Consider the following 24,120-nt stretch of genomic DNA (forward strand, 5'->3'; position numbering starts at 1 on the left):
CAGATGGGGTTGGCGCATGCATGCGCTCTCCTTAGGCTTTTTTGGTGTCCTTTTCTGGCTCGTCGTCTCGAAGCATCAGTTGCGTTACAGTTGCGTGCTAGCAACGCGGTGTACGATAACAAGAGACTCGAGTTCCTACCAAGACGCGACGAGGCAGAGGGCAAAGCGATCGTTCGACGGCAATATGCCTACCATTTTTAACCATTTTGCAAAGGAATGGCTCACACACTGAACGGACGATTGTCCAGCTTCCGCCGTATCAGGAATAACAGATTTTTTCCGTCAAGGGAATGAGATACACACTGGACGCCACGGACCTTTGACCAGCTTCCGCCGTCAAGAATAAGAGTATTTTTCCGTGCAGAATGCAAGCGTGTTGGGAACTAGGTTCCTAATAGGAACCCTACATCAAGTAAAATTCACTGTGATTTTGAATGCATGCACACCGGACGGACTTTTGAGGACTTTTGTCCAGCTTCCAATTTCGAATGTTTACAAGGAACTAGGACTATTCGATGGAATATATTATTCATTTAGAGTAGTGACGAAACCGAGCAAAAACGCGTAGGTTACGGACAGACTTTCGCGCCCACCATTCACACAGTATATATTCAGGATATCGAATATCGAATGCAGTATTTGCGGGACCGCTCCCGCTGACCCGGGCTGCCTAGCACTGCCTGGTCGTCCGATTGCAGCCCATAAGCCGGCGGGGGGGAGCGCCGACTCCTCAATCATCACACCCGCGCGCTCTTTCACACTGTCAGAGCTTGGGGGGCCGGGGTGAGCAGCGACGGCGGCTCGGCCGCGTGCTAAACTCTGCTCAAGAGCGGCTTCTCAGACGAATCGCAGACGAATCTCAGACGAATCTCAGACGAATCTCAGACGAATCTCAGACGAATCTCAGACGAATCTCAGACCAATCTCAGACGGCCGACTCGATCAGCTGGTTGACGACCGAGGGGTCGGCGAGCGTGGAGGTGTCGCCGAGCACCTCGAGGTCGATCTCCTTGCCGTCTGAGGCGATCTTGCGCAGGATGCGGCGCATGATCTTGCCCGAGCGGGTCTTGGGCAGGGAGGGGGCAAACTGGATCAGGTCGGGTGTGGCCACGGGCCCGATTTCCTGACGCACCCATCGCTTCAGCGCGTCGACATCCTCATCGGCCGGATCGCGACCGCCCATTAGCGTGACATAGCAATAAATGCCCTGACCCTTCACGTCATGCGGGTACCCGACCACGGCGGCCTCGGCGACATCGTCATGGGCCACCAGGGCACTCTCGATCTCGGCTGTGCCGAGGCGATGACCGGAGACATTCAGCACATCGTCCACACGCCCGGTGATCCACCAATAGCCATCGGCGTCACGGCGGGCGCCATCACCGGTGAAATAATAGCCTGGATAGGTCGTGAAATAGGTTTCGATGAAGCGCGCGTGATCGCCATAGACGGTCCGCATCTGGCCCGGCCAGGAGCGACAGATCACGAGATTGCCGTTGGCGGCTCCGGTATCGCTGAGGCGTTGACCTTCCGCGTCCATGAGGGCCGGCTCGACCCCGAACATCGGCGTCGTTGCCGAGCCGGGCTTCAGAGCGGTCGCACCGGGAAGAGGGGTGATGAGAGCGCCGCCCGTCTCCGTCTGCCACCAGGTGTCGACGATCGGGCAGCGCTCATCGCCAACCGTCCTGTAATACCAGTTCCAGGCTTCCGGGTTGATCGGCTCGCCGACCGTGCCCAGAAGGCGCAGCGAGGCGCGGGAGTGCTTTTTGACCGGCGCGTCGCCTTCGCGCATCAGGGCGCGGATGGCAGTCGGAGCCGTGTAGAATGTGTTGACCTTGTGCTTGTCGACAACGGCCCACATCCGGTCGGGACCCGGCCAGGTCGGCACGCCTTCGAACATCAGCGTGGTGGCACCATTGGCGAGTGGGCCATAGACGATATAGGTGTGGCCGGTCACCCAGCCGACATCGGCGGTGCACCAGTAAATCTCGCCCGGCTTGTAGTCGAAGACGTATTCATGCGTCATCGACGCCCAGACCATGTAGCCGCCAGTGGTGTGCAGCACGCCCTTGGGTTTGCCCGTAGAGCCGGACGTATAGAGGATGAAGAGCGGATCCTCGGCATTCATGGGCTCCGGCGGACAGTTCGGGCTGGCGTCGCCAATCAGCCGGTCATAAGCGACATCGCGCGACTCATCCCAGTCGACATCGCCGCCTGTGCGCTTGACGACGACGACTTTTTCGACCCCGCCGGCTTTGGTGATCGCCTTGTCGACATTGGCCTTGAGCGGAATATGTTTTCCGCCGCGCACGCCTTCGTCAGCGGTGATGACAAAACGGCTCTGGCAATCCGTGATCCGACCCGCGAGCGCGTCCGGTGAGAAGCCGCCGAAGACGACGGAATGGACCGCACCGATGCGGGCGCAAGCCAGCATGGCATAGGCGGCTTCCGGGATCATCGGCATGTAGATGGTGACCCGGTCGCCTTTTTTCACACCGATCGATTTCAGCCCGTTTGCAAAGCGGCCGACATGGTCATGCAGCTGGGCATAGGTGATGTGGGCATCGACCGTCGGGTCGTCGCCTTCCCAGATGATGGCGGGATCATTCGCACGCTCGGGCAGATGCCGGTCGATACAATTCACCGCGGCGTTCAGCGTGCCGTCGGCGAACCAGCGAATATGCAGGTCATCCGTGTCCCAGCTGACGTCCGAAACCTCTGTGAAGGGTACCATCCAGTCGATCCGCCTGGCTTCCTCGCGCCAGAACGCGTCCGGCTCATTGATCGAGCGATGATGCATTTCGGCATAACGCGCGGCATTGATTCCGGCACGTGCCGCCCAATCTTCGGTTACCGGAAATACGGCGTTCGGATCGGTATGAGACATGGTTCGGGCTCCGCGATGGGTCTGCAAACTCGTGCGATGGAACGATAACGATTCAGCAGCGGCAGGCAATCGGAGCACTCCCGCGTCTGGCAGCCCGGAAAAATTTATCTGGAGATTTTTCGACATCTCATGGATAGCCGCTACGGTGACGGAGAGTTGGACCATCCTTGGTCCTCGGTGACATAACCGGCGATGCGATCAACACCGGCACCATCCTGGCACCGGGCTACGGATGAACGTTTCACACTGAAATCGGCGGCGATTTCAACAATAGCGGGACGACAATAATCCAGAGCTACTATCTGGGCAGCGCCTTGGTCTATTTGTTCGGTGATGTCACCGGCAGTGTGATCCATACTGGTACGCAGTCCGGTGTGCGGGCCGGTCTTGCCGGTATCAGTGATGGCGATGTCTCTGTTGCCCGCAATACCCCGATGGGCGTGTCACGCGGCCAGGGCGGGAGTTCGGCCAGCTTCGCGCGCATCGATGCGCGGGCGACCTTCCTGACCGGCGAAACCCAGGCCGGCGCCTATGTCAGCTACACCTATACCGATGCCGAGCTGGACGATTTCAGCCAACGCGGTGGAGCCGCCTTCGATCTTGATATCCGGGGCGATAGTTTCAGTGACCGTGAAGTCGTCGCGACATGCTTCCTCGATCATCAATTCCAGGCCGGAAGCTCCGGGCATGTGATCGGATTTGGCGGCAATGCCGGTCTGATCCGCAGTTTCGGCGAGCAATCGGCCAGCGTGCTCGCGCGCTTCCCGGGTAGCGGGACGGTCTTTGAGGCGCTGGGCCCGGAAACCGGCGGAAACGGGACATTGGCGTCCGGCTATCTCAGCCTCGAAAACCCGGATCTGCGGGTCGGTTTGCGACTTGGCATCGAGGCACGCGATCTTGGCGGCGAAACCAGCAGTCGGGGCTTTGGACGTCTCAGCTGGACCTTCTGAGCTAGTCGGATTCGACCCCCTCGGCCCGGAGCGTTGTCTGCGGGTCGAGGGTGCGCATCGCGGCGTAGTGGGACAGGAAGACCTCGCCGGACAAGTCCTCAAAGAAGCCGGCCTCGATCAATTTGTCCGCCACCGGTCCCTTGACCTCTGACAGGTGGAGCCGCACGCCGCCATCCAGCAGTCGCGTATTGATCGTGCGCAGGCTGCTCAGCGCGCTGGCATCGACGAAATTGACCGCCGGGAACAGGAGGACGAGATCGGTGGGCCGGCTCTCCCGGGCGAGAATGTCGCCGGCCAGGGCCTCGAGGAATCGGGCATTGGCGAAGTAGAGCGCCTCGTCAATCCGCAGCGAGACCACATGCGGTGAGCAAATCACGTCATGCCGGTCAATATTGCGGAAATGATGGGTCCGCGGCACCTGGCCAACTTCGGCCCAGTGCGGCTGCATCGTACGCTGCAGGACCAGCCCGACAGAGAGCGTGACCCCAAGGGTCAGCCCGATTTCGACACCGAGGAACAAGACGCCGACCAGGGTCAGGAATGCCGCGGCGCCATCGGCATGGGAGTATTTCCAAGCGTGCCAGGCATCCTTGAAATTGGCCATGCGCCAGATTGCGGCGAGGATCGTGGCGGCGAGGGCGGCCTTCGGCAAGTGATAGAAGAGCGGCGTCAGGAAGGCGGCGACCAGCAGGATGATCACCGCTGTGAATACGCCGGCCAGGGGCGTTTCCGCGCCCGCTGATTCATTGACGACCGACCGGGCGAAACCGCCGGTTACCGGATATCCACCGGTGAAGGCCGCGGCAGCATTCGCGGCGCCCAGGCCGAGAAGTTCGCGATTGGGTTCGATCGTCTCGCGGCGACGTGCGGCCAGCGACTGACCGACGGAGACGCTCTCCACAAACCCGACCAGCGAGATGAGCGCCGCAGGACCGATCAGGGCCCGCCAGGTCTCCAGCGGCACAAGTGGGAAGGCGAAGGGCGGCAGGCCAGACGGCAGCTCGCCGACGATGGCGAGACCTGTATTGGCATTGAGACCCAGCAACCAGGCGCTCAAGGCTGTCACCGCGACCAGCACGGCGGGGGCAGCGCGTGTGATTCCGCCAACCAGGCTCTCCGACAGCTTCAGCCGCGTGAGCAGATCTGGCAGGGCAGACCGGGCCGCGAGCAGGAAGGCGAGGCTGGCGACGCCGACAACCAGGGCTGTCAGGTTCAGGTCGGCCAGCGGGCTTCCGGTCGCGAAGAGCGAAACGACGAGTTCCGGCAAGGTCGCGCCATGCATGTCGACGCCCAGGAAATGGCGCAACTGGCTGGCAATGATCAGGACAGTGGAGGCGGTGATAAAGGCTTCCACGACAGGCCGGGACAGGAAATTGGCGACACTGCCGAGTCGGAAAATACCGAACAGGACCAGCAGCAGGCTGGAGAGCAGGGCGAGGGCGCCAGCGGCAGCCATGATTTCCGCCGGGTCGGTAAGACCAAGCGAGCCGATTGCGGCGGCGGTCATCAGCGAGACGACAGCGACAGGGCCCACCGCGAGCACGCGGCTTGATCCGAATACGGCGTAGGCCACCAAGGGTGCGATGGAGGCGTAAAGGCCGGCCTGGGGCGGCAGACCGGCCAGCAGGGCGTATGCCAGGCTTTGCGGGATCAGCAGAACGGCCGTGACGAGACTGGCGAGCCCGTCCCGTGTCAGCAGGGTGCGATTGTAATCCTTGAACCAGGCCAGTCCCGGCAAGAAGCGTGTGAGCGCGTCCATGGTTCTAAACCGCATCCAGCGGGATTTTGAGGTAGCGTGTACCGTTCTCCGCGGCTGGCGGCAGATTGCCGGCGCGCATATTGACCTGGACCGAGGGCAGGATCAGGCGTGGCATGGCGAGTTCGGCATCCCGCTTCGTGCGCATGGCGACGAATTCGTCCTCGCTGATGCCGGCATGGACGTGAATATTCCTGGCCTTCTGCTCCGCCACGGTCGTTTCCCAGGCGAAATGATCCCGGCCCGGTGCCTTGTAATCGTGACACATGAAGAGACGGGTCTCCGCCGGCAGTTCGAATATGCGCTGGATCGAGGCATAGAGCGCGCGGGCGTCGCCACCGGGGAAGTCACAGCGGGCGGTGCCGAAATCGGGCATGAAGAGCGTGTCGCCGACGAAAGCCGCATCACCGACATGATAGACCATGCAGGCAGGTGTGTGGCCTGGCGTGTAGATGGCTTCGGCTTCAATCGTACCGATCTTGAAGCGCTCGCCGTCCTTGAACAAATGCCCGAACTGCGAGCCGTCGCGCGCGAAATCGGGCTCCGCGTCAAACAGGTCTCCGAACACGGCCTGAACATGGGTGACATGCGACCCGATGCCGATCTGGCCACCCGTTTCGCGCGCCAGATAGGGCGCGGCGGAGAGGTGGTCTGCATGCACATGGGTCTCCAGCACCCAGTCGATTGTGAGGCCCTCGCGGCGGACATGTTCCAGCAGAATATCGGCCGAGCGCGTCGCTGTGCGGCCGGAGGCAGGGTCGAAATCCAGCACGGAATCAATGATTGCGGCGCGTTTGGTCGCGGGATCGGAGACCACGTAGCTGACCGTGAATGTGTCTTCATCGAAGAAGGCTTGGATGTGGGGTTTCTGTGTCATGGCCCGGCCTTTCCGTCTGCCGATCAATTTCATTGTGTGGACTATATATAGGTTATTTGCAAAACTATGCAAGTACGATTATATGAAGCCCAACAGCCCGGAGCCGGGCCTCGCTATGAATGGAAATCTACTATGACAGACCACAAGGATTTTGAACCGCAGGACGTGCAGGCTGGTCTGGAGTCCGGGCGTTACATCCTGATCGATGTCCGGGAGCCGGGTGAATTTGCCGAGGAACGCATTCCCGGAGCCATCCTCGCACCGTTATCCGCTTTCAATCCCAAGACACTGCCCCGCGGTGATGATCGCGAGATCGTCCTGCACTGCAAGTCGGGTGGACGCTCAGGGCGGGCGCTGCAGATGTGCCGTGACGCCGGTATTGATGTCGCCGGTCACGTGAAAGGCGGAATTCTCAACTGGAAGACCTGCCAGCTGGCTACGGATCGCGCCGAGAATGCTCCGACCGGCATGACCATCCAGCAGGCCGTGATGGCGATGGCCTCGTTGCTGATGCTGGTCTCGGTCGGACTGGGCGTTGTCTTCTCGCCGTGGTGGCTGGTGCTTGGCGCTGGTGTCAGCGGCATGTTGCTGCAGGCAAGCTTTACCGGATTCTGCCCGGCGAGCTCGATCTTTGCCCGCCTTGGCTTCCGTCCTGGCTAATCCGTGGCGGTATCGCCCGGCGCGCAATAGGTCGCGTACAGGGCTGACATGACGGACGTGATCCGGGCATCGGCCAGGCCATAGTAAATGGTCTGGCCGTCGCGCCGGGTGCTGACCAGGCCCTTATTCCTCAGGATCGCCAATTGCTGCGACATCGCCTGGTCACGCATGCCCAACGCCTCCGCGAGCTCGCCGACCGAGCGCTCGCTCTCCATCATGGCGCACAGGGCGAGGAGCCGATTGGGGTGGGCGAGTGTCTTCATGAGATCGGCCACCGTCTCAGCCATAGGCTTCATTTCATCATATTGCATGCCGGAACTCATTAGTTGCGTAGCTCTGCAAGTATATAGGTCGCATCTGCCCTGCCGCCAAGCGGGCCTCGACTGCATCGTGTCCGATTTTGTCATTGTGTTAGCGCGCTAACACGCTATATCGACGGTCAAGGAGCCATCCATGACCGAAACAACCCAGCCTCCCAGCGCTGCTGGTATTGACCTTCAACCTCTCAGCGAGGCGATCCTTGCCCTGCGCGATGCGGGCGAGGCCGAACGCTTTTTGCGCGATCTCATGACGCCCGGCGAGATGAAGACATTGACCGAACGCTGGCGTGTTGCCGGTCTGCTCAATGAGGGCGGACATTCCTATCGTGAAATTTCCGAGATGACCGGGGCCAGCACCACGACCGTGACGCGGGTGGCCCGTTTTCTCAGCCAGGAGCCCTGGCAGGGCTACCGCACCATTCTCAATCGTCTCAAGGAGAGCCAGTCTTGACCGCTCGTCTGCGTATTGCCGTTCAAAGCAAGGGCCGTCTGGCCGAAGGAGGCATGGACCTCCTCAAGCGCTGTGGCCTGCGTTTCGCCTATGGGCGTGACAAGCTGCACCAGCGCGCCGAAAACATGCCGGTCGATCTAATGCTCGTCCGCGATGATGATATCCCCAATTTCGTCGGTAGCGGGGCCTGTGATTACGGCATTGTCGGTGAGAATGTGCTGGCCGAGGAACAGGCCGCTGGCGGTCGGGCACGCGAGCTGGAGGTCGCACTGCGGCTTGGCTTTGCTGGTTGCACGCTCAAGCTCGCAGCACCCCAAGAGGGCGATATCCGTTCGGTCGCGGATCTGGCGGGCAAGGCGGTCGCGACCTCCTATCCGGCCCTGACGGCCAAATACCTGAAGGATCGCGGCATCGAGGCCGAAATTGTCGAGATGCGCGGGTCGGTGGAAGTTGCGCCGCGTCTGCGCATCGCCGACGCGATCTGTGATCTGGTCTCCTCTGGCGCAACCCTGCAGGCGAACGGTCTGACAGCCTTCGAGACCGTTCTCCGGAGTGAAGCCGTGATGATCCGCCGCAAGGCGGACCGGGCCGAGGACATGGATGCTATTGCCAATGTCCTGATGCGCCGTGCTGGCGGCGTCATCGCCTCTGCCCAGACCAAATACATCATGCTCAATGCGCCAACCGACCGCCTCGACGCGATCCGGGCTCTGCTGCCGGGTGCTGATGCCCCGACCATCGCCAAGGTCGCCGGGCGTGAGGATGTCGTGGCGGTCCATGCCGTGTGTCGGGAACGGGTTTTCTGGGAAACCCTGGAAGCCCTCGAAAAAGAAGGCGCGCGCGCCATTCTCGTCCTGCCGATCGAAAAAATGCTCGCCTGATCGGCGAGCTCGGGATCAAAACAATGATGGATATTCTCAATTGGACCGTCGCCTCCGAAGAGACCCGCGCCGCGGCACTCGCCCGACCGGTTGGCCTTAACACGGCAGACGCCGCCGCGCGCGACATCGTCGATGCCATCCGTGATCAGGGCGAGGCGGGCGTGCGGGCTTATGCCCAGCGCCTGGACGGCTATGCGCCTGAGAGCTTCCGGGTGCCGCCAGGCGCCATCCGCGATGCCCGAGCGGCAATGGATCCGGCGGATGCCGAAGCCATCAAGGCTGCCGCGGATGCGGTGAGGCGGTTCCACATACGCCAGGGGTATCGCAATTACTCGGTCGAGACCTGGCCGGGCGTGACCGCCTCGCGGCGGGCGACACCGATCGATACCGCGGCACTCTATGTGCCCGCCGGATCTGCGCCGCTCGTTTCCACCCTCGTCATGCTCGCTGTGCCTGCCCAGCTGGCCGGTGTTCCGCGGATCGTGGTGGTGGCGCCGCCGCGTGGAGAGGGCGGCGTCAATCCGGCGCTCCTGGCCGCCGCAGACCTGCTCGGCCTTGACGAGGTTTACGCACTGGGTGGAGCCCAGGCCGTGGCCGCGCTGGCCGGCGGTGTGGCCGGTCTTCCGCGTGCAGACAAGATTTTCGGCCCGGGCAATGCCTATGTCGCCGCCGCCAAGGCCTATGTCAGCAGTTTGCCGGGCGGCCCGGCGGTTGATCTGCCGGCGGGGCCCAGCGAAGTCATGGTAATCGCCGATGATCAGGCCGATCCTGACCTGGTTGCCAGTGACCTTCTCAGCCAGGCCGAACACGATCCATCGGCACAGGTCATGCTGGTCTGTTTCGATGATGCCACCGCGACTCGTGTCACGGATGCCGTTGAACGGCTGATAACCGAGCTTTCGCGCGCTGACATTGCCCGCAAGGCCCTGTCGGCCTCGCGCGCCCTGGTCTGCAATTCGGTCGATGATGCGATCGACATCGCCAATCGTTACGCGCCGGAACATTTGATCCTGCAGGCCGAGGCGAGCGAGCGCCTTCTCGCGGGAGTGCGGCATGCCGGTTCCATTTTTGTTGGCGCTTGGACGCCCGAAGCGGCGGGTGATTATGCCGCCGGCCCCAACCACACCCTGCCGACCGCCGGAGCCGCGAAAGCCCATGGCGGTGTGACCGTGGAGAGCTTCCAGAAGACGACCACCATCCTGCGCGCCAGCCGGGATGGGGCGGTGGCCATGGCGCCTACCGTGGAGCGGCTTGCCGCGCTGGAACAGCTCGATGCTCACGCCCTTGCCATGCGCTTGAGACGCCAGAAGGCTGGTCTGGTCGGTCCGGAGGCGGGCGATCAACCGCGCGCCGGCACCAAGCGCCGCAAGACCAAGGAGACGGATGTCACCGTAACGGTGGACCTCGATCGAGACGGCCCGATCCGCATCTCTACCGGGATCGGCTATTTCGACCACATGCTGGATCAAATTGCCCGACATGGCGGTTTTTCGCTGGACGTCTCGGTGGAGGGCGACCTGGAGATTGATGGGCACCACACGATCGAGGATGTCTGCCTGACCTTTGGCGAAGCGCTGCGCGATGCGCTCGGCGACAAGCGTGGTCTCGGCCGTTTCGGCTTTGAGCTGCCCATGGATGAAAGCCGTGCGGCAGTCTGGATCGACCTGTCCGGGCGGCCATTCGCGCGCTTTGACGGAGAGATTCCCGGCGAGAGCGTCGGCGAGTTCCCGGTCGAGATGACCGCGCACTGCTTCCGCTCCATTGCCGAGAGCCTCGGAGCCGCCATTCACGTGAAGGTCGAGGGCGAGAATGCCCACCACATGGTGGAAAGCTGTTTCAAGGCCTTCGGGCGCGCCCTTCGCCAGGCGTTGCGCATCGAAGGCGATGCCCTGCCGTCGACCAAAGGTGTGTTGGCATGATGATCGGCCTGATTGATACCGGGTGCGCCAATCTTGCCTCGGTCCGTTTTGCGCTCGAGCGGGCCGGGCTGAACTATCGTGTGATCTCCGCGCCGCTCCAGATGGAGGGGTGTGACCGTTTCATCCTGCCCGGTGTGGGGGCTGCCGGTCCGGCCATGGTGCGCTTGCGCGCGGCCGGATGGGACGTGGCTCTCAAGGCGGACAGCCGTCCGCTCCTGGGGATTTGCCTCGGCATGCAGATGCTGTTCGAGCGCTCCGCCGAGGGGGATGTTGATTGCCTCGGCCTGATCCCGGGCGCGATCGAAAAACTGCCAGCCGCGGACGATGGTGTCTGGCCCCATATGGGCTGGAATGCCCTGGAGAATCTCGATCCCGACGAGCCCCTGCTGGCGGGTATCCAGGCCGGGTCTCACGTGTATTTCGTGCATGGCTTCTACGCGCCCCCAGGACCTGTGACGGCCGCAACCTGTTCCTATGGTCGCCCGGTCTCCGCTTTGGTGCGGCGGGGCCATGTCGCCGGCTGCCAGTTTCACCCGGAAAGGTCCGGTGTCGCAGGAGCGAGAATTTTGGCAAATTTTGCAGTGAGTTCGGTATGATTTTTTATCCGGCAATTGACCTTCTCGGTGGCCGTGTTGTGCGTCTCCACAAGGGCGAGTTTGACGCCGTCACTGATTATGGCGGGGATCCGCGTGCGGTCGCTGAACAATTCGGTGAGGCCGGCGCGACCTGGATCCATGTCGTCGACCTCAGTGGCGCGCGTGATGGGGCACGTCGGCAGGGCGAGACCATCCGGGTCATCTGCGAGACCGGCTTGCGCGTGCAGACGGGTGGGGGGGTGCGAAGCTCGGAAGATGTCGAGGATCTGTTCGCAGCCGGCGTCGAACGCGTGATTGTCGGTTCGCTGGCGGTGACCGATCCGGCTCGCGTGCGAGACTGGCTGCAGCGCTATGGAGGCGAGCATATCACGCTGGCCCTCGATGTGCGCCGGATTGGCGGACAATACCGGCCGGCCCTGAAAGGATGGACCGACACCACCGACACTACGCTCGAGGATGTGGTTGCGGCGTATGAGGGCAGCGGACTGGCCCATGCCCTGGTTACGGATATTGGTCGGGATGGGGATTTGTCAGGCCCGAATATCGCTCTCTATGAACGTCTGGCGCGGAACTATCCCGGCATCGCCTGGCAGGCGTCCGGCGGCGTGGCCTCGCTGAATGATCTTCGCGCCGCCAGGGCGGCCGGCGCGGCCGGCGCGATTTCCGGCAAGGCGCTCTATGAAAACCGGTTCACGATTGCGGAGGCACTGGCATGCTTGCGCGACGCATAATTCCCTGTCTCGACGTACGCGACGGGCGAGTGGTCAAGGGCGTCCGTTTCCGCGACCACGAAGATGTCGGGGATATTGTCGACCTCGCCCGACGTTATGCCCGCGAAGGGGCAGACGAGCTGGTCTTCTACGACATTGCCGCGAGCGCCCGCGGTCGAACGGTCGAGCCGGAATGGGTCAGCGCCGTTGCCCGCGAGCTTGATATTCCCTTTTGCGTCGCCGGCGGTATTCGCTCGGTGGATGATGCACGGGCGCGCCTGTTTGCCGGCGCCGACAAGATCTCGGTCAACACGCCGGCGCTGGAAAATCCTGCGATCATTGACCAGCTGGCAGCGGAATTTGGCAGCCAGTGCGTTGTGTTGGGCGTTGACAGCCGCGTGATCGAAGGCGCCTGGCGCGTCCACCAGTATACGGGTGATCCGGACAAGACCGTGATTGGCCATCGTCGCACGCTGGACTGGATCGCCGAGGGCGTTGATCGCGGAGCCGGCGAGGTCGTGCTCAACTGCATGGACCAGGATGGTGTGCGCGACGGCTATGATATCGAGCAATTGCAGGCGGCGAGGGCGGTGTGCTCCACACCTTTGATCGCATCCGGCGGGGCGGGACAAAAAGAGCACTTCAAATCTGTGTTCGAACTTGCCAAGGTCGATGGCGCGCTGGCCGCCAGCGTGTTTCACAAAGGGGTCATCGAGATCGGGCAGTTGAAGGCCTGGCTCGGTGGTGAAGGAATCAGGGTCAGACCATGATTGATACGAATGCGCTCGACTGGAAAAAAGGCGGCGGCCTGATCCCGGCGATCGTGCAGGACGTGGCGACCCGCCAGGTTCTCATGCTGGGATACATGAATGCCGAGGCGCTCGCCGCGACAATCGCGAGCGGCAAGGTCCATTTCTTCTCGCGCTCCAAACAGCGTCTGTGGAAGAAGGGCGAGACGTCCGGCAATACGTTCAAACTGGTCAATCTGGCAGCGGACTGCGACAGCGATGCGCTGCTGGTTGAGGTCAAGCCGAAGGGCGCGGCCTGCCATACCGGTACGGTCAGCTGCTTTGGCGACGACCCGGGACCCGGACTGGGGTTTCTGGCCCATTTGCGGGCGATCATTCGCAAACGCAAGAAGGACAAGACCAAGGGCTCCTATGTCGGCAGCCTGATGGCAAAAGCCCCCAAGCGCCCGGCCCAGAAGGTGGGCGAGGAGGGCGTGGAAGTGGCGATGGCCGCGGTATCGGAGAGCAAGGAAGCGCTCGCAGGCGAAGCCGCGGACTTGCTGTTCCACCTGATGGTGCTCCTGGAGTCGCGTGAGCTGGGTCTCGAGAACGTTGTCGACATCCTGCGGAGCCGCCACGCTGTCCGGGCATCGAAGCCAGCTTGACGCGCCTGGCTGTCACAGGCTTGGCCGGGCTAGCGGCCAGTCTGGTCCTGGCCGGAGGTGTGGCAGCCCAGCCCGATGGCGATGCGGATGACGTTGTTGTCGTCACCGGGACCCGCAGCGGCGAGGCGGTCGATGCCACCATTCTGCCGGTCACCCGGATAGGCGCCGAAACACTGCTCCAGACGGCCGCCCATCATCCATCCGAGCTTCTCGCACGGGTGCCCGGCGTGCGGCTGCATCGCGGCAACGGGGCCGAGCATCTGACCGCGATCCGGTCGCCGGTGTTGACTGGCGGCGCGGGCGCCGGAGCCTTCCTTTTTCTCGAGGACGGCATTCCATTGCGCGCGGCCGGCTTTGCGAATGTGAACGGGTTGTTTGAGGCCCTGAACGGATCGTCCGGTGGAGTTGAGGTTGTGCGCGGCCCCGGATCGGCGCTGCAGGGGTCGAACGGACTTCATGGCGTCGTCAATTTCCTGACCCCGCGCCCCGCCGACACTGCTGATGGGTTTGAGGCCGAACTGGGATCCTTCGGGAGACGACGTGGTCGGATGGTCATGACACGTCCCGGTGACGCGGCGTCGGCCTTGGTTTCGATTGCCGGCCAGCACGAAGATGGGTGGCGCGACGAGGCGGGGCTCGACCGGGTTGAAGCCTTGGTCAGGATTGACGGCGAGGCCCCGCGCTTCCACTGGCGCGCCACAGGGGCCCTGGTGACCTTGCAACAGGAAACGGCCGGGTTTGTGCGGGGACCTGACGCCTATCGCGATCTGGACATGGCCCGCAGCAATGGTGACCCGGAAGCGTTTCGCGACGCGCAGGCGCTGCGGCTGGCGCTTAATCTGAACGGTCAGGTCGACGCCCGCACCCACTGGCAGGTCACGCCGTATGTGCGCGCCAACGAGATGGATTTCCTCATGCATTTCGTGCCGTCCGAGGCGCTGGAGGAAAGCGGCCATTCAAGCCTCGGCGTGCAAAGCGCGATCACCCGACAAACCGGGTGGGGGGAGTGGGCTCTTGGCGCCGATATCGAGGCCAGCACGGGCACGCTGCGCGAGACCCAGAGTCGACCGACAATCTTTTCCTTCATCCAGGGAGCGCATTATGACTACGCCGTCGATAGCGCCCTGACCGCCCTTTACGGGCAGGGGCACTGGAGTCTGTCCGACGCTCTGCGGCTGCAAGCAGGATTGCGGCTGGAACGTATCCGGTATGATTATGACAATCATCTGGCCGACAACACTGTTGGCCGCTATCGGCGCGTCGCCGACCGAAGCGATGAGTATGATCTTGTGCTGCCGCACCTCGGGGCCAGCTGGCAGATCGACCCGTCCAGTCATCTCGTGGCCCGCCTGGCCCGAGGAGCGCGGGCGCCGCAGACCGCCGAGCTCTACCGGCTCCAGCCCGGGCAGGTGATTGACGGCATCGAGCCGGAAACACTGGATAGTTTCGAGCTCGGATACCGGCGGGCAAGCGCGCGCCTCGAATGGTCCCTGACGGCCTTTGTCATGCGAAAACGCAACGTGTTCTTCCGCGACGCCGACGGGTTCAACGTGACCGGCGGCAAGACCCGGCATCGCGGGCTGGAATTGGCGCTTGAATGGCAAGCCTCGGCAAACGTGACACTGAGCCTGGCGGGCAGTTGGGCCCGTCACCTCTACGATTTCGACCAGCCGGTCGCCACCGCCAGCGAAACCATCCGCGCCGGCGCCGAGATCGACACCGCCCCGCGATGGCTGTGGAATGCCCGCGCCCGATGGCAGCCCACCACGCGCGTCACGGGCGAGCTGGAATGGTCCCACATGGGTCGCTACTTCACCGATGCGGGGAACCTTCACGCCTACGACGGTCATGACCTTGTTCACCTGCGCGCCCGATACCAATGGCGCGAGGACGTGGAAGTCTTCGCTTCCATCCGCAATCTGCTCGACACTCGCTACGCTGAACGCGCTGATTATGCCTTCGGTTCGGATCGCTATTTCCCGGGCGAGGGGCGCGGCGCGACCGTCGGGGTGCGGGTCGGGTTCTGACGCAGCAGCGCTCCGGCTCAGATCAAGCCTCGTGCTCGAACCAGCTCGCGGCGTGATCGACTGACTGGCACATCAGTGCCATCGTTCAGGACCAGTCGCAGGTCACGGCCGTTGCGCCGGCAGGCTTCGATGGCTCGATCCGCGACCCACCAGGACCGATGGGGCGTGAAGCCGAAGACTTCACTGCCGGCCTTCAAGTCTGCGAGACGGCCCCGTATGAAACGCCGCCCACCATCGGTGGTGATCTCGAGATAATGATCCTGAGACCGGACATAGAGTGTTTCCGGTCCGATTGGTCCGCGTGCCGATGTCGGCTGGTCGGCAGCCTTCTCGGGCAGGGCTTCGCTGTCCAGGTGTCGCCGCTCCCACGCAAAGCGCAGAAACAGGACGAACCCGGCAACGATCACAACAGGAGCGCCGACAAAGGGGAGGAATTGGACCCACGGGTCGGCGGCCCGCGGCAATAATGGCGTCGACTTCAGCAAGTGTATCTCGATCGCCACGACCGGGATCGCCACCAGGACAGCGCTCACGGCCGCCAGCCAGGCGCCGACCAGGGTGGCGGGTGTGAAGCGGCTGAACGCACGCTCCAGAATGACCGGCTGGAAAACCACCAAGGCGGCTGCGAGCAGCCAGAAAGCGACGCGGTGCGGCAAGGAAAACTCGTCCGTGTCATAGGCACCGCCGACGACGAAGGTCGACGTCATGAACAGCCAAACCCCGCAAAGCAGCCCGGCATCGCGATGCCAGAGACCTGTTGGCGTGGCGGTCTGTGCGGGACCATTCGCGTCAATAAGCGACATTTCGCGACGATATCCTAGCTGCGAACGGGCGTGCCGGGGCAAGCAGGCATCAGCTGCCGAGACGGCGGCAAATCTAACCCACACCATCAAAGGACATCAAACATGCGAAACACCCTCTCCATGATCGCCCTGGCCATCGCCCTGCCCACGCTCGCGACCGAGGCGCAAGCACAGGAAAGGCGCGACGTTCCCGCCTATCGGGAGATCGGTTTCGAAACTGGCTCTGAGCAACGCCAGGCCCTGCTGGACTTCCTGCGCACTTTTCGGGACGCGTGGAGTGAAGAGGATACCGATGCTTTCATTGCGCTTCACACTGACGACACAGAGTGGATCAATGCCTATGCCCGAATGTTCACCGATGCCCCGTCTCTTGCCGAATTCCTTGAGAACCGGCTCTTCCCGGCTTTCGGTCCCGGGGTCTCGCGGACGGAAGCAGACAACATGGAATTGATCTCCATGCGTGCGCTCAGTGAAGATGCGGCCGTTCTGCACCTCTACACGGACGGCAATCGGGGGCCCTCGGCCGTTGAGGGCCGCGAGCTGCGCCGAACCCATTTTCATCTCGTCCTGGTTCGGCAGTCCGGCCAATGGAAAGTCGCTCACACGGCCATCATGGATGCTCGGGACTAGGTCCTGACCTGAACGCCACGCGCCCCCGACTCTGACGCAGAGGCCGCCGGCTGACCGGCGGATCGACCGTGCCGGACCATGTCACGAGGTCAGTATGGGGGCGCCCTTGGCGGGCTGTCGGTCGTTGACGCTAAGGCGCAAAACGCTCGCTCATTACGTGGCGGTCGCCCGGGTGGGTGAGGCGGGCGAGCGTAACAACATCTTCGCCCAGAAAAGTCCGTCGCTCCAGGAGCAGGCAGGCTGTTCCGGCCGCCACCCCAAGTGAGGTGGCCAGACCTTCACTGGCATTGATCGCGGAGACGGTGTGCTCCGCTTCCGTCCAGGGCGTCTTGCGCAAGAGCCAGCTGCCCGGGCCTTCCTGGTTGAAATCAGCCTTGGCGGCATCGGGCAGGAGGGCGAGATTGATCCAGCGCTCTTCATATTCGACGACCGCATCGTCCGCCGTGTGGAGGCAACGCACGTGCTGAACACGGGCCCCGTGCAGCAGGCGCATCTGCCGGGCGACATCGTCATCCGCCGGCACGGTCTCATTGACGATACAGCGATAGCCATAGCGCTGACCGCGGGCCGGGATGGCACGGGCCATGTCAACGATCTCCAGCATTGCGGCGGGCGCGTCAGGCTGGGCCACGAAACTGCCGGCGCGGCGTTTCCGGATCACCAGCCCGTCCTCGGTGAGGGAACGCAGAGCCCGGCTGACGGTCATCCGCGCGGTGCCGAAATGGTCGCAAAGATCCGCCTCGGACGGTAGGCGATAGCCGGGCGTCCAGCTGCCGTTGCGGATCTGATCGAGAATCGCGCGGCGGATCTGATCGTAGATCGGACCGTCATCGTCGAGGGTGATCTGATCGCGCCAATCGGTCATGCCACCGGGCCCTCCAGGAAGCTGCGAAGGCTTGTCTCGTAGGCTGCTTCGACCGCCGGTCGGGCGAGGGATTGCCCATCCCTGACCCGGCACTGTCCGCCAACATGCACGCTGCGAACCTGCCGGGCATCGCCGGAAAAAAGCCAGCTGTCCAGCAAGCTGTCACCGCTGCGCCCGGCTAGTACGGGGTGCCGCGTGTCCAGCTCGACCAGATCCGCACGCTGCCCGATGGCCAAACGGCCCATGGGCTGGGCCAGGGCTTGCGCGCCACCGGTCAGGCAGGCGTCGAAGAGGGTCCGTCCGGTACTGGCACCCGCGCTGGCCAGAACATTTCGCTTACGGCGTGACAGTCGCTGGCCGTATTCAAGCAGCCGGATTTCCTCGGCCAGATCGATGCGGATATGACTGTCCGAGCCAATACCAATACGTCCCTTGGCGGCGAGATAGTCGATTGCGGGAAACAGGCCATCACCGAGACTGGCTTCGGTCAGCGGGCAAAGACCCGCCACCGCACCCGAGGCGGCGAGCGCCCGGGTTTCGTCAAGGTCCATATGGGTGGCGTGAACAAGGCACCAGCGCTCATCGACCTGTTGATGGTCCAGCAGATACCGAACCGGTCGCTGGCCGGTGGCCTCGAGGCAGGCCTCGACCTCGGCAGTCTGTTCAGCAATGTGGATATGGATGGGGCCGCTGCCCGCGAGCGGGAGGATCATCGCGATGTCGTCCATTGAAGCGGCGCGCAGGGAGTGCGGTGCGATCCCCAGTTCTGCGTGCGCCAGCCCGGTCAGGTGGCGCCGTGCCGACTCGACCAGGACGGCGAAGCTGTCCGGGTCGTTGAGAAAGCGTCGCTGACCATGGTGGGCGGGCGCTTCATTGAAGCCGGCATGGCGATAGAAAACGGGCAGCAGGGTGAGGGCAATGCCCGTCTTGTCCGCGGCGGCACAGATCCGCGATGCCATCTCCGCCGGGTCGTCATAAGCCGCACCGCGCGTGTCATGATGGAGATAGTGGAACTCGCCTATGGCGGTATAGCCCGCCTCCAACATCTCGATCTGGACTAGGGCGGCGATGGCTTCGACCGCGTCCGGCGTCAGTCGGTCGAGGAATCGGTACATGACCTCCCGCCAGGACCAGAAGCTGTCCGGTCCGGGGCCACGCCGTTCGGCCAGTCCTGCCATGGCGCGCTGGAAGGCATGGGAATGCAGGTTGGCCATGCCCGGCACAACGCTTCCAAGCGATATCGCCTCAGGGTTGGCAGGCTGGTCGACATCGATGGAGTCGATCATGCCGGCCGTGTCGACCCGAATCCGGATCTGGTCGGCCCAACCGTCGGGCAGCAAGGCCTGCGCGCAATGAAATTCAGTGGACACGGTGTCTCCCGGCTGGACAGACTCGAAAACGCATCCTTATTGTATAGACAAATAGGCGCTTGCAAAGACCCTGACCGGAGATCGTCCGCATGCATTTCGACCGCTTGCTCACCGAAGCCCGCCTCGCGACCATGGTTGCGGGTGATGATGGTTATGGCGTGATCGAGAAGGCGGCACTTGGCATCAAGGATGGCCGGATCGCCTGGATCGGGCTGATGGATGGGGTGCCGGGTGAGGCCGACCAAGTCGACCGGCTGGCCAGTCGATGGGTGACGCCAGCCCTGATCGATTGCCACACGCATCTCGTTTTCGCCGGCGATCGATCCGATGAGTTCGAGCGGCGCCTTGGCGGCGAAAGCTATGAGCGTATTGCCCGCTCTGGCGGCGGTATTGCCCGCACGGTTGCCGCGACCCGGCAAGCGGGGGTGGCCGAGCTGGCTGGCGGCGCGCTTGCCCGCCTTGACTCCCTGGCTCAGGAGGGTGTGGGCACCGTCGAGATCAAGTCCGGCTACGGGCTCACTCTGGAGAGCGAACGGACCCTGTTGCGGGCAGCACGAGGGGTTGAGCGGGCCTCCGGCATGCGGGTCTCGGCCACACTGCTCGCGGCCCACGCCATTCCACCGGAATACAAGGGCGAGAGTGGCCGCTATATCGACGAGATTTGCATCCCGCTGATCCGCGAAGCGGCGCGCGAGGGCCTCGCGGTAGCGGTCGATGCCTATTGCGAGGGGATCGGGTTTTCGCCGGAGGAGACGCGGCGTCTCTTCATTGCTGCCAAGGCGGCGGGCCTGCCGGTCAAACTGCATGCTGATCAGCTTTCGGATACCGGCGGGGCCAAGCTGGTGGCCGAATTCGGTGGCCTGTCCGCGGACCATATCGAATACACCAATGCCGACGGGATCGAAGCCATGGCCAAGGCGGGCACGGTCGGCGTTTTGCTCCCTGGGGCCTTCTATTCCATTGGCGAAACAAAAGTGCCGCCGGTGGCCGCAATGCGCGCCGCCGGTGTGCCGATGGCCGTCGCGACCGACGCCAATCCGGGCACCTCGCCAATGGTTTCCCTGCTTACCGCGGCCAACATGGCGTGCATCCTGTTCGGCCTCACCGTGCCAGAGGCGTTTGCCGGCATGACCCGGCATGCAGCGCGGGCCCTGGGCCTGCAGGAGCAAATCGGGACGCTCGAGGTCGGCAAGGCGGCGGATATCGCCATCTGGGACGTCGAACGGCCCGCGGAAATCATTCAATGGATCGGACGCCGACCGCTGCATGGTCGCATCCTCGCAGGAGAGTGGCAGTGACAACTGTGACCATCAAACCGGGCGCCATGGCGCTGTCCGACTGGGCGAAAATCTGGCTCGGTGCGGACCTGCGCATCGATCCTGCGGCCAAGGCGGATGTTGACGCCGCTGCCGCGACCGTTGATCGCCTGATTGCGTCAGGCCGAGCCGTCTATGGCCTCAATACCGGTTTCGGAAAATTGGCCCAGACCCGGATCGCGGATGATGAATTGGCGATCTTGCAGGAGCGCCTGGTCCTCTCCCATGCAGCCGGGATTGGCGATCCGCTGGATACGCGCATCGTGCGCCTGATCATGGCGCTCAAACTGGCCAGTCTGGGTCGCGGTGCGTCGGGCATTCGCTGGACCACGATTGAGGCCATGCAGGCCATGCTCGATGCGGATGTCCTGCCGGTGATCCCGTCCCAGGGCTCGGTCGGTGCGTCCGGTGATCTGGCGCCGCTGGCCCATATGTCGGCCGCGCTGATCGGGGCGGGTGATGTCATGTTCAAGGGCGAGCGGATGCCGGCGCGTGACGGCCTGGCCAAGGCCGGTCTGTCGCCGGTCCAGCTCGGCCCGAAAGAGGGGTTGGCCCTGCTCAACGGAACCCAGACCTCGACCGCCCTGGCGCTGGCCGGCCTGTTTGAAATCGAGGCCGGCTTCCGGGCGGCTCTGGTGTCTGGCGCCTTGAGCGTTGATGCCGCCAAGGGCTCTGTTGCGCCCTTTGATCCGCGTATTCACAGCCTGCGCGGCCATCCCGGCCAGATCGATGTTGCGGCGTCGTTGCGGACACTCCTGGACGGGTCGAATATCCTGAAGAGCCATGAAGGCTGCGAGAAAATCCAGGACCCGTACTGCCTGCGCTGTCAGCCGCAAGTCATGGGCGCGGTGCTCGACCTGCTGCGCCAGGCCGGCGCGGTTCTGGAACGTGAAGCCAACGCGGTCACGGACAATCCGCTCATTTTCACCGACACGGACGAAGCGATTTCCGGCGGTAATTTCCACGCTGAGCCCGTCGCCTTCGCAGCCGACCAGATTGCCATGGCCGCTTGTGAGATCGGCTCCATCTGCGAGCGCCGGATTGCGCTCCTCACCGACCCGGCGGTCTCTGGCCTGCCAGCCTTCCTGACGCCCAATCCGGGCATCAATTCCGGCTTCATGATCGCCCATGTGACGGCGGCGGCGCTGGTCTCGGAAAACAAGCAGAAAGCCTATCCGGCCTCGGTCGACAGCATCCCGACCTCAGCCAATCAGGAAGATCATGTCTCCATGGCCACCCATGGCGCTTTCCGCTTGCTGAAAATGGCGGAGAACCTTCACGCGGTGGTTGGCATTGAACTCCTGTGCGGGGCGCAGGGCACCGACTTCCACATCGGGCTGACATCTTCCCCGACGCTGGAAGCGGCCAAGGCTCGCTTGCGGTCGGCGGTTCCGGCCTATGGCGATGACCGCTACTTTGCCGACGATATCGCCAATGCGCGCGATCTCGTGACGGGCAGGGAGCTTGTTGCGGATGCGGGCATGCTTCCCGGGATTGCCTGATGGACGTTTTCACGCTCAAGCGCGGCGCTGCGCCGCTCATTGTTTCCATGCCGCATTCCGGTACCGCACTGGCGCCCGGGCAGGCGGAACGCTTGACCGAAACGGCGCGCGGATTGCCGGATACCGATTGGCATATCCCGGAACTCTACGATTTCCTCGACGCGATGGACGCGACGATCATCCGCGCCAATTACTCGCGCTATGTCATCGACCTCAATCGCGACCCGACAGGTTCCTCGCTCTATCCGGGCCAGGCGACAACCGAGCTGGTGCCGACGACCCTGTTCGATGGAACGCCGATCTACCGCGATGGCGAGGCGCCGGATGATGACGAGATCGAGCAACGCCGGACCGATTATTATGATCCCTATCATCGCGCCCTGACCGAGACACTGATGGCGACCCGGATGGAGCATGGCCATGCCTTGCTCTGGGATGCGCACTCGATTGCCTCCGAAGTGCCGCGCCTGTTCGAGGGCGTGTTGCCGGATCTCAATCTGGGCACGAATGGCGGCGAGAGCTGCGACCGGATGATCGAGCGCTGGGCGGTCAAGGCGATGATGGATCACGAGGACTACGCCTCCATCGTCAATGGCCGTTTCAAGGGTGGTTTCATCACGCGCGCCTTTGGCCGTCCAAGCCAGAACATTCATGCGTTGCAAATGGAACTCGCCCAGTCCGCCTATATGACCGAGGCGCCGCCCTGGGCGGTCGATAACGACAAGGCCGATCAGCTGCGCGCTGCTCTCAAGGACGTCATCCAGGCCGCCCTGGATGCGGCCAGAAACTTGTATTCCGGAGAGGTGAAGTAAATGACCCAGACCCGTCGCGACAATTCCCGCATCATCCGCGCCAAGCATGGCTCAGACCTCGACGCCACCCATTGGGCCGCCGAAGCGCCCTTGCGGATGTTGATGAACAATCTCGACCCGGACGTGGCTGAAAAGCCGGAAGAGCTGGTCGTCTATGGCGGTATCGGCCGGGCGGCCCGTGACTGGGAGAGTTATGACCGCATCGTCGCGACGCTGAAGCGCCTGAAGGAAGACGAGACCCTGCTGGTCCAGTCCGGCAAGCCGGTTGGCGTGTTCCGCACCCACAAGGACGCGCCGCGCGTCCTGATCGCCAATTCCAATCTCGTGCCCAACTGGGCCAATTGGGATCATTTCCGCGAGCTCGATAAGAAGGGTCTGATGATGTACGGCCAGATGACGGCTGGCTCGTGGATCTATATCGGCTCCCAGGGCATCGTTCAGGGTACCTACGAGACCTTCGTCGAAGCCGGTCGCCAGCATTATGACGGCGATCTCACCGGCAAGTGGATCCTGACCGGCGGACTTGGCGGCATGGGCGGCGCCCAGCCGCTTGCCGCGACCATGGCCGGTGCCTCCATGCTGGCCGTCGAGTGTCAGCCCAGCCGGATCGAGATGCGGCTGAAGACCGGCTATCTCGACAAGAGCGCCAGCACGCTGGACGAGGCGCTCGAAATCATCAATGCCGCCTGCGCCAGGGGCGAGGCGGTCTCGGTCGGCCTCTTGGGCAATGCGGCCGAGGTTTTCCCGGAACTGGTCAGGCGCGGCGAGAAGCCGGACATGGTCACCGACCAGACCTCAGCCCATGACCCGGCCAATGGCTATCTGCCCGCCGGCTGGACACTGGCCGAGTGGGATGAAAAACGCGAAAGCAACCCCGCCGCTGTCGAGGCCGCCGCGAAAGCCTCGATGGCGCTGCAGGTCAGGGCCATGCTGGCATTCTGGGAGCAGGGCATCCCGACGCTCGATTATGGCAATAATATCCGCCAGATGGCGCATGATGAGGGCGTCACCAACGCCTTCGACTTCCCGGGCTTTGTTCCGGCCTATATCCGCCCGNNACATCTACAAGACCGACGCCAAGGTCAAAGAGCTGATCCCGGACAATCCGCATCTTCACCGCTGGCTCGACATGGCCCGCGAGCGTATCCACTTCCAGGGCCTGCCGGCCCGCATCTGCTGGGTTGGCCTGGGCGAACGCCACAAGCTGGGCCTCGCCTTCAACGAGATGGTGAAGAACGGCGAGCTCTCCGCCCCCGTCGTGATCGGTCGCGACCATCTCGATTCAGGCTCGGTCGCCAGCCCCAATCGCGAAACCGAAGCCATGATGGACGGCTCCGACGCCGTCGCCGACTGGCCGCTCCTCAATGCGCTCCTCAACACCGCCTCGGGCGCCAC

General features: G+C 63.2%; 22 protein-coding genes and 1 pseudogene. 16 read left to right on the forward strand and 7 right to left on the reverse strand.

What is annotated here, in order from left to right:
• Positions 1–925 precede the first annotated feature (925 nt).
• Entirely contained in the window at positions 926–2,887 is a 1,962-nt protein-coding gene (gene acs / locus JXQ94_RS10500; RefSeq protein WP_421923738.1) for an acetate--CoA ligase, read from the reverse strand.
• A 314-nt stretch (positions 2,888–3,201) separates the two neighbouring features.
• Between acs and JXQ94_RS10505 the strand changes: the two genes are divergently transcribed.
• Positions 3,202–3,837, forward strand: coding sequence for a hypothetical protein (locus tag JXQ94_RS10505; protein WP_421923739.1), 636 nt, complete (start codon positions 3,202–3,204; stop codon positions 3,835–3,837).
• 1 nt (position 3,838) lies between these two features.
• On the opposite strand, the gene JXQ94_RS10510 is transcribed toward JXQ94_RS10505, so the two are convergent.
• Together JXQ94_RS10510 and JXQ94_RS10515 are read right to left on the reverse strand one after the other, a co-directional pair.
• Complete coding sequence (locus JXQ94_RS10510; protein WP_421923740.1) at positions 3,839–5,596, reverse strand: SulP family inorganic anion transporter; 1,758 nt, start codon at positions 5,594–5,596, stop codon at positions 3,839–3,841.
• Between the two features lie 4 nt (positions 5,597–5,600).
• Positions 5,601–6,470, reverse strand: coding sequence for an MBL fold metallo-hydrolase (locus JXQ94_RS10515; RefSeq protein ID WP_421923741.1), 870 nt, complete (start codon positions 6,468–6,470; stop codon positions 5,601–5,603).
• Between the two features lie 132 nt (positions 6,471–6,602).
• Here JXQ94_RS10515 and JXQ94_RS10520 point away from each other — a divergent pair, with 132 nt between their 5' ends.
• On the forward strand, positions 6,603–7,130 hold the full coding sequence (locus JXQ94_RS10520; protein ID WP_421923742.1) for a rhodanese-like domain-containing protein: 528 nt from the start codon (positions 6,603–6,605) through the stop codon (positions 7,128–7,130).
• Here the strand turns inward: JXQ94_RS10520 and JXQ94_RS10525 are convergent.
• Positions 7,127–7,417: an ArsR/SmtB family transcription factor gene (locus tag JXQ94_RS10525; protein ID WP_421923743.1), complete on the reverse strand. Its 291-nt coding sequence runs from the start codon at positions 7,415–7,417 to the stop codon at positions 7,127–7,129. The two genes, JXQ94_RS10520 and JXQ94_RS10525, sit on opposite strands and share 4 nt — an antisense overlap.
• A 166-nt stretch (positions 7,418–7,583) precedes the next feature.
• On the opposite strand from JXQ94_RS10525, the gene JXQ94_RS10530 reads away from it, so the two are divergent.
• The 8 genes from JXQ94_RS10530 to JXQ94_RS10565 are packed head-to-tail and all read left to right on the forward strand — an operon-like array spanning position 7,584 to position 15,427.
• A complete protein-coding gene (locus tag JXQ94_RS10530; RefSeq protein ID WP_421923744.1) occupies positions 7,584–7,901 on the forward strand; it encodes a YerC/YecD family TrpR-related protein in 318 nt (105 codons plus the stop codon).
• Positions 7,898–8,782, forward strand: coding sequence for an ATP phosphoribosyltransferase (gene hisG, locus JXQ94_RS10535; protein ID WP_421923745.1), 885 nt, complete (start codon positions 7,898–7,900; stop codon positions 8,780–8,782). Before JXQ94_RS10530 ends, hisG begins: the two co-directional genes overlap by 4 nt.
• A 23-nt stretch (positions 8,783–8,805) precedes the next feature.
• Entirely contained in the window at positions 8,806–10,701 is a 1,896-nt protein-coding gene (gene hisD / locus JXQ94_RS10540) for a histidinol dehydrogenase (protein ID WP_421923746.1), read from the forward strand.
• Positions 10,698–11,297: an imidazole glycerol phosphate synthase subunit HisH gene (gene hisH / locus JXQ94_RS10545; protein WP_421923747.1), complete on the forward strand. Its 600-nt coding sequence runs from the start codon at positions 10,698–10,700 to the stop codon at positions 11,295–11,297. The genes hisD and hisH overlap by 4 nt, the downstream gene beginning before the upstream one ends.
• Positions 11,294–12,028, forward strand: a complete 735-nt coding sequence (hisA, locus tag JXQ94_RS10550) for a 1-(5-phosphoribosyl)-5-[(5-phosphoribosylamino)methylideneamino]imidazole-4-carboxamide isomerase (protein ID WP_421923748.1) — start codon at positions 11,294–11,296, stop codon at positions 12,026–12,028. Before hisH ends, hisA begins: the two co-directional genes overlap by 4 nt.
• Positions 12,010–12,777, forward strand: a complete 768-nt coding sequence (hisF, locus tag JXQ94_RS10555; RefSeq protein WP_421923749.1) for an imidazole glycerol phosphate synthase subunit HisF — start codon at positions 12,010–12,012, stop codon at positions 12,775–12,777. Before hisA ends, hisF begins: the two co-directional genes overlap by 19 nt.
• Entirely contained in the window at positions 12,774–13,400 is a 627-nt protein-coding gene (gene hisIE / locus JXQ94_RS10560; RefSeq protein WP_421923750.1) for a bifunctional phosphoribosyl-AMP cyclohydrolase/phosphoribosyl-ATP diphosphatase HisIE, read from the forward strand. The genes hisF and hisIE overlap by 4 nt, the downstream gene beginning before the upstream one ends.
• Positions 13,401–13,420: 20 nt before the next feature.
• The gene (locus JXQ94_RS10565) at positions 13,421–15,427 is read left to right on the forward strand and encodes a TonB-dependent receptor (RefSeq protein ID WP_421923751.1); all 2,007 of its coding nucleotides are present in this window, start codon (positions 13,421–13,423) and stop codon (positions 15,425–15,427) included.
• A gap of 17 nt (positions 15,428–15,444) precedes the next feature.
• Here the strand turns inward: JXQ94_RS10565 and JXQ94_RS10570 are convergent, their stop codons facing one another.
• A complete protein-coding gene (locus JXQ94_RS10570) occupies positions 15,445–16,230 on the reverse strand; it encodes a LytTR family DNA-binding domain-containing protein (protein WP_421923752.1) in 786 nt (261 codons plus the stop codon).
• A gap of 102 nt (positions 16,231–16,332) precedes the next feature.
• On the opposite strand from JXQ94_RS10570, the gene JXQ94_RS10575 reads away from it, so the two are divergent.
• Complete coding sequence (locus tag JXQ94_RS10575; RefSeq protein ID WP_421923753.1) at positions 16,333–16,860, forward strand: DUF4440 domain-containing protein; 528 nt, start codon at positions 16,333–16,335, stop codon at positions 16,858–16,860.
• A 130-nt stretch (positions 16,861–16,990) separates the two neighbouring features.
• Here the strand turns inward: JXQ94_RS10575 and hutC are convergent, their stop codons facing one another.
• The gene (gene hutC, locus JXQ94_RS10580) at positions 16,991–17,725 is read right to left on the reverse strand and encodes a histidine utilization repressor (RefSeq protein ID WP_421923754.1); all 735 of its coding nucleotides are present in this window, start codon (positions 17,723–17,725) and stop codon (positions 16,991–16,993) included.
• Positions 17,722–19,095, reverse strand: a complete 1,374-nt coding sequence (locus tag JXQ94_RS10585) for a formimidoylglutamate deiminase (protein ID WP_421923755.1) — start codon at positions 19,093–19,095, stop codon at positions 17,722–17,724. Before JXQ94_RS10585 ends, hutC begins: the two co-directional genes overlap by 4 nt.
• Positions 19,096–19,184: 89 nt before the next feature.
• Between JXQ94_RS10585 and hutI the strand changes: the two genes are divergently transcribed.
• The 5 genes and pseudogenes from hutI to JXQ94_RS10610 all read left to right on the forward strand — a co-directional run.
• Positions 19,185–20,393, forward strand: coding sequence for an imidazolonepropionase (hutI, locus tag JXQ94_RS10590; protein ID WP_421923756.1), 1,209 nt, complete (start codon positions 19,185–19,187; stop codon positions 20,391–20,393).
• On the forward strand, positions 20,390–21,913 hold the full coding sequence (hutH, locus tag JXQ94_RS10595) for a histidine ammonia-lyase (protein WP_421923757.1): 1,524 nt from the start codon (positions 20,390–20,392) through the stop codon (positions 21,911–21,913). Before hutI ends, hutH begins: the two co-directional genes overlap by 4 nt.
• Positions 21,913–22,725: an N-formylglutamate deformylase gene (gene hutG, locus JXQ94_RS10600; RefSeq protein WP_421923758.1), complete on the forward strand. Its 813-nt coding sequence runs from the start codon at positions 21,913–21,915 to the stop codon at positions 22,723–22,725. The genes hutH and hutG overlap by 1 nt, the downstream gene beginning before the upstream one ends.
• Positions 22,726–23,781, forward strand: a 1,056-nt coding sequence (gene hutU, locus JXQ94_RS10605) for a urocanate hydratase (RefSeq protein ID WP_421923759.1), incomplete at its 3' end; no start/stop codon positions are given. It abuts the gene before it with no gap.
• Positions 23,782–23,783: 2 nt separating this feature from the next.
• Positions 23,784–24,120 (forward strand): annotated as a pseudogene (locus JXQ94_RS10610) (urocanate hydratase); the annotation flags it as partial.

The organism is Maricaulis maris (assembly GCF_049116555.1).
GTDB lineage: Bacteria > Pseudomonadota > Alphaproteobacteria > Caulobacterales > Maricaulaceae > Maricaulis > Maricaulis maris_C.

Coding starts and splice junctions, on each gene's coding strand:
- acs (WP_421923738.1), bottom strand. CDS start 2,887: ATGTCTCATACCGATCCGAACGCCGTATTTCCGGTAACCGAAGATTGG.
- JXQ94_RS10510 (WP_421923740.1), bottom strand. CDS start 5,596: ATGGACGCGCTCACACGCTTCTTGCCGGGACTGGCCTGGTTCAAGGAT.
- JXQ94_RS10515 (WP_421923741.1), bottom strand. CDS start 6,470: ATGACACAGAAACCCCACATCCAAGCCTTCTTCGATGAAGACACATTC.
- JXQ94_RS10520 (WP_421923742.1), top strand. CDS start 6,603: ATGACAGACCACAAGGATTTTGAACCGCAGGACGTGCAGGCTGGTCTG.
- JXQ94_RS10525 (WP_421923743.1), bottom strand. CDS start 7,417: ATGGCTGAGACGGTGGCCGATCTCATGAAGACACTCGCCCACCCCAAT.
- JXQ94_RS10530 (WP_421923744.1), top strand. CDS start 7,584: ATGACCGAAACAACCCAGCCTCCCAGCGCTGCTGGTATTGACCTTCAA.
- hisD (WP_421923746.1), top strand. CDS start 8,806: ATGATGGATATTCTCAATTGGACCGTCGCCTCCGAAGAGACCCGCGCC.
- hisH (WP_421923747.1), top strand. CDS start 10,698: ATGATGATCGGCCTGATTGATACCGGGTGCGCCAATCTTGCCTCGGTC.
- hisA (WP_421923748.1), top strand. CDS start 11,294: ATGATTTTTTATCCGGCAATTGACCTTCTCGGTGGCCGTGTTGTGCGT.
- hisF (WP_421923749.1), top strand. CDS start 12,010: ATGCTTGCGCGACGCATAATTCCCTGTCTCGACGTACGCGACGGGCGA.
- hisIE (WP_421923750.1), top strand. CDS start 12,774: ATGATTGATACGAATGCGCTCGACTGGAAAAAAGGCGGCGGCCTGATC.
- JXQ94_RS10570 (WP_421923752.1), bottom strand. CDS start 16,230: ATGTCGCTTATTGACGCGAATGGTCCCGCACAGACCGCCACGCCAACA.
- JXQ94_RS10575 (WP_421923753.1), top strand. CDS start 16,333: ATGCGAAACACCCTCTCCATGATCGCCCTGGCCATCGCCCTGCCCACG.
- hutC (WP_421923754.1), bottom strand. CDS start 17,725: ATGACCGATTGGCGCGATCAGATCACCCTCGACGATGACGGTCCGATC.
- hutI (WP_421923756.1), top strand. CDS start 19,185: ATGCATTTCGACCGCTTGCTCACCGAAGCCCGCCTCGCGACCATGGTT.
- hutG (WP_421923758.1), top strand. CDS start 21,913: ATGGACGTTTTCACGCTCAAGCGCGGCGCTGCGCCGCTCATTGTTTCC.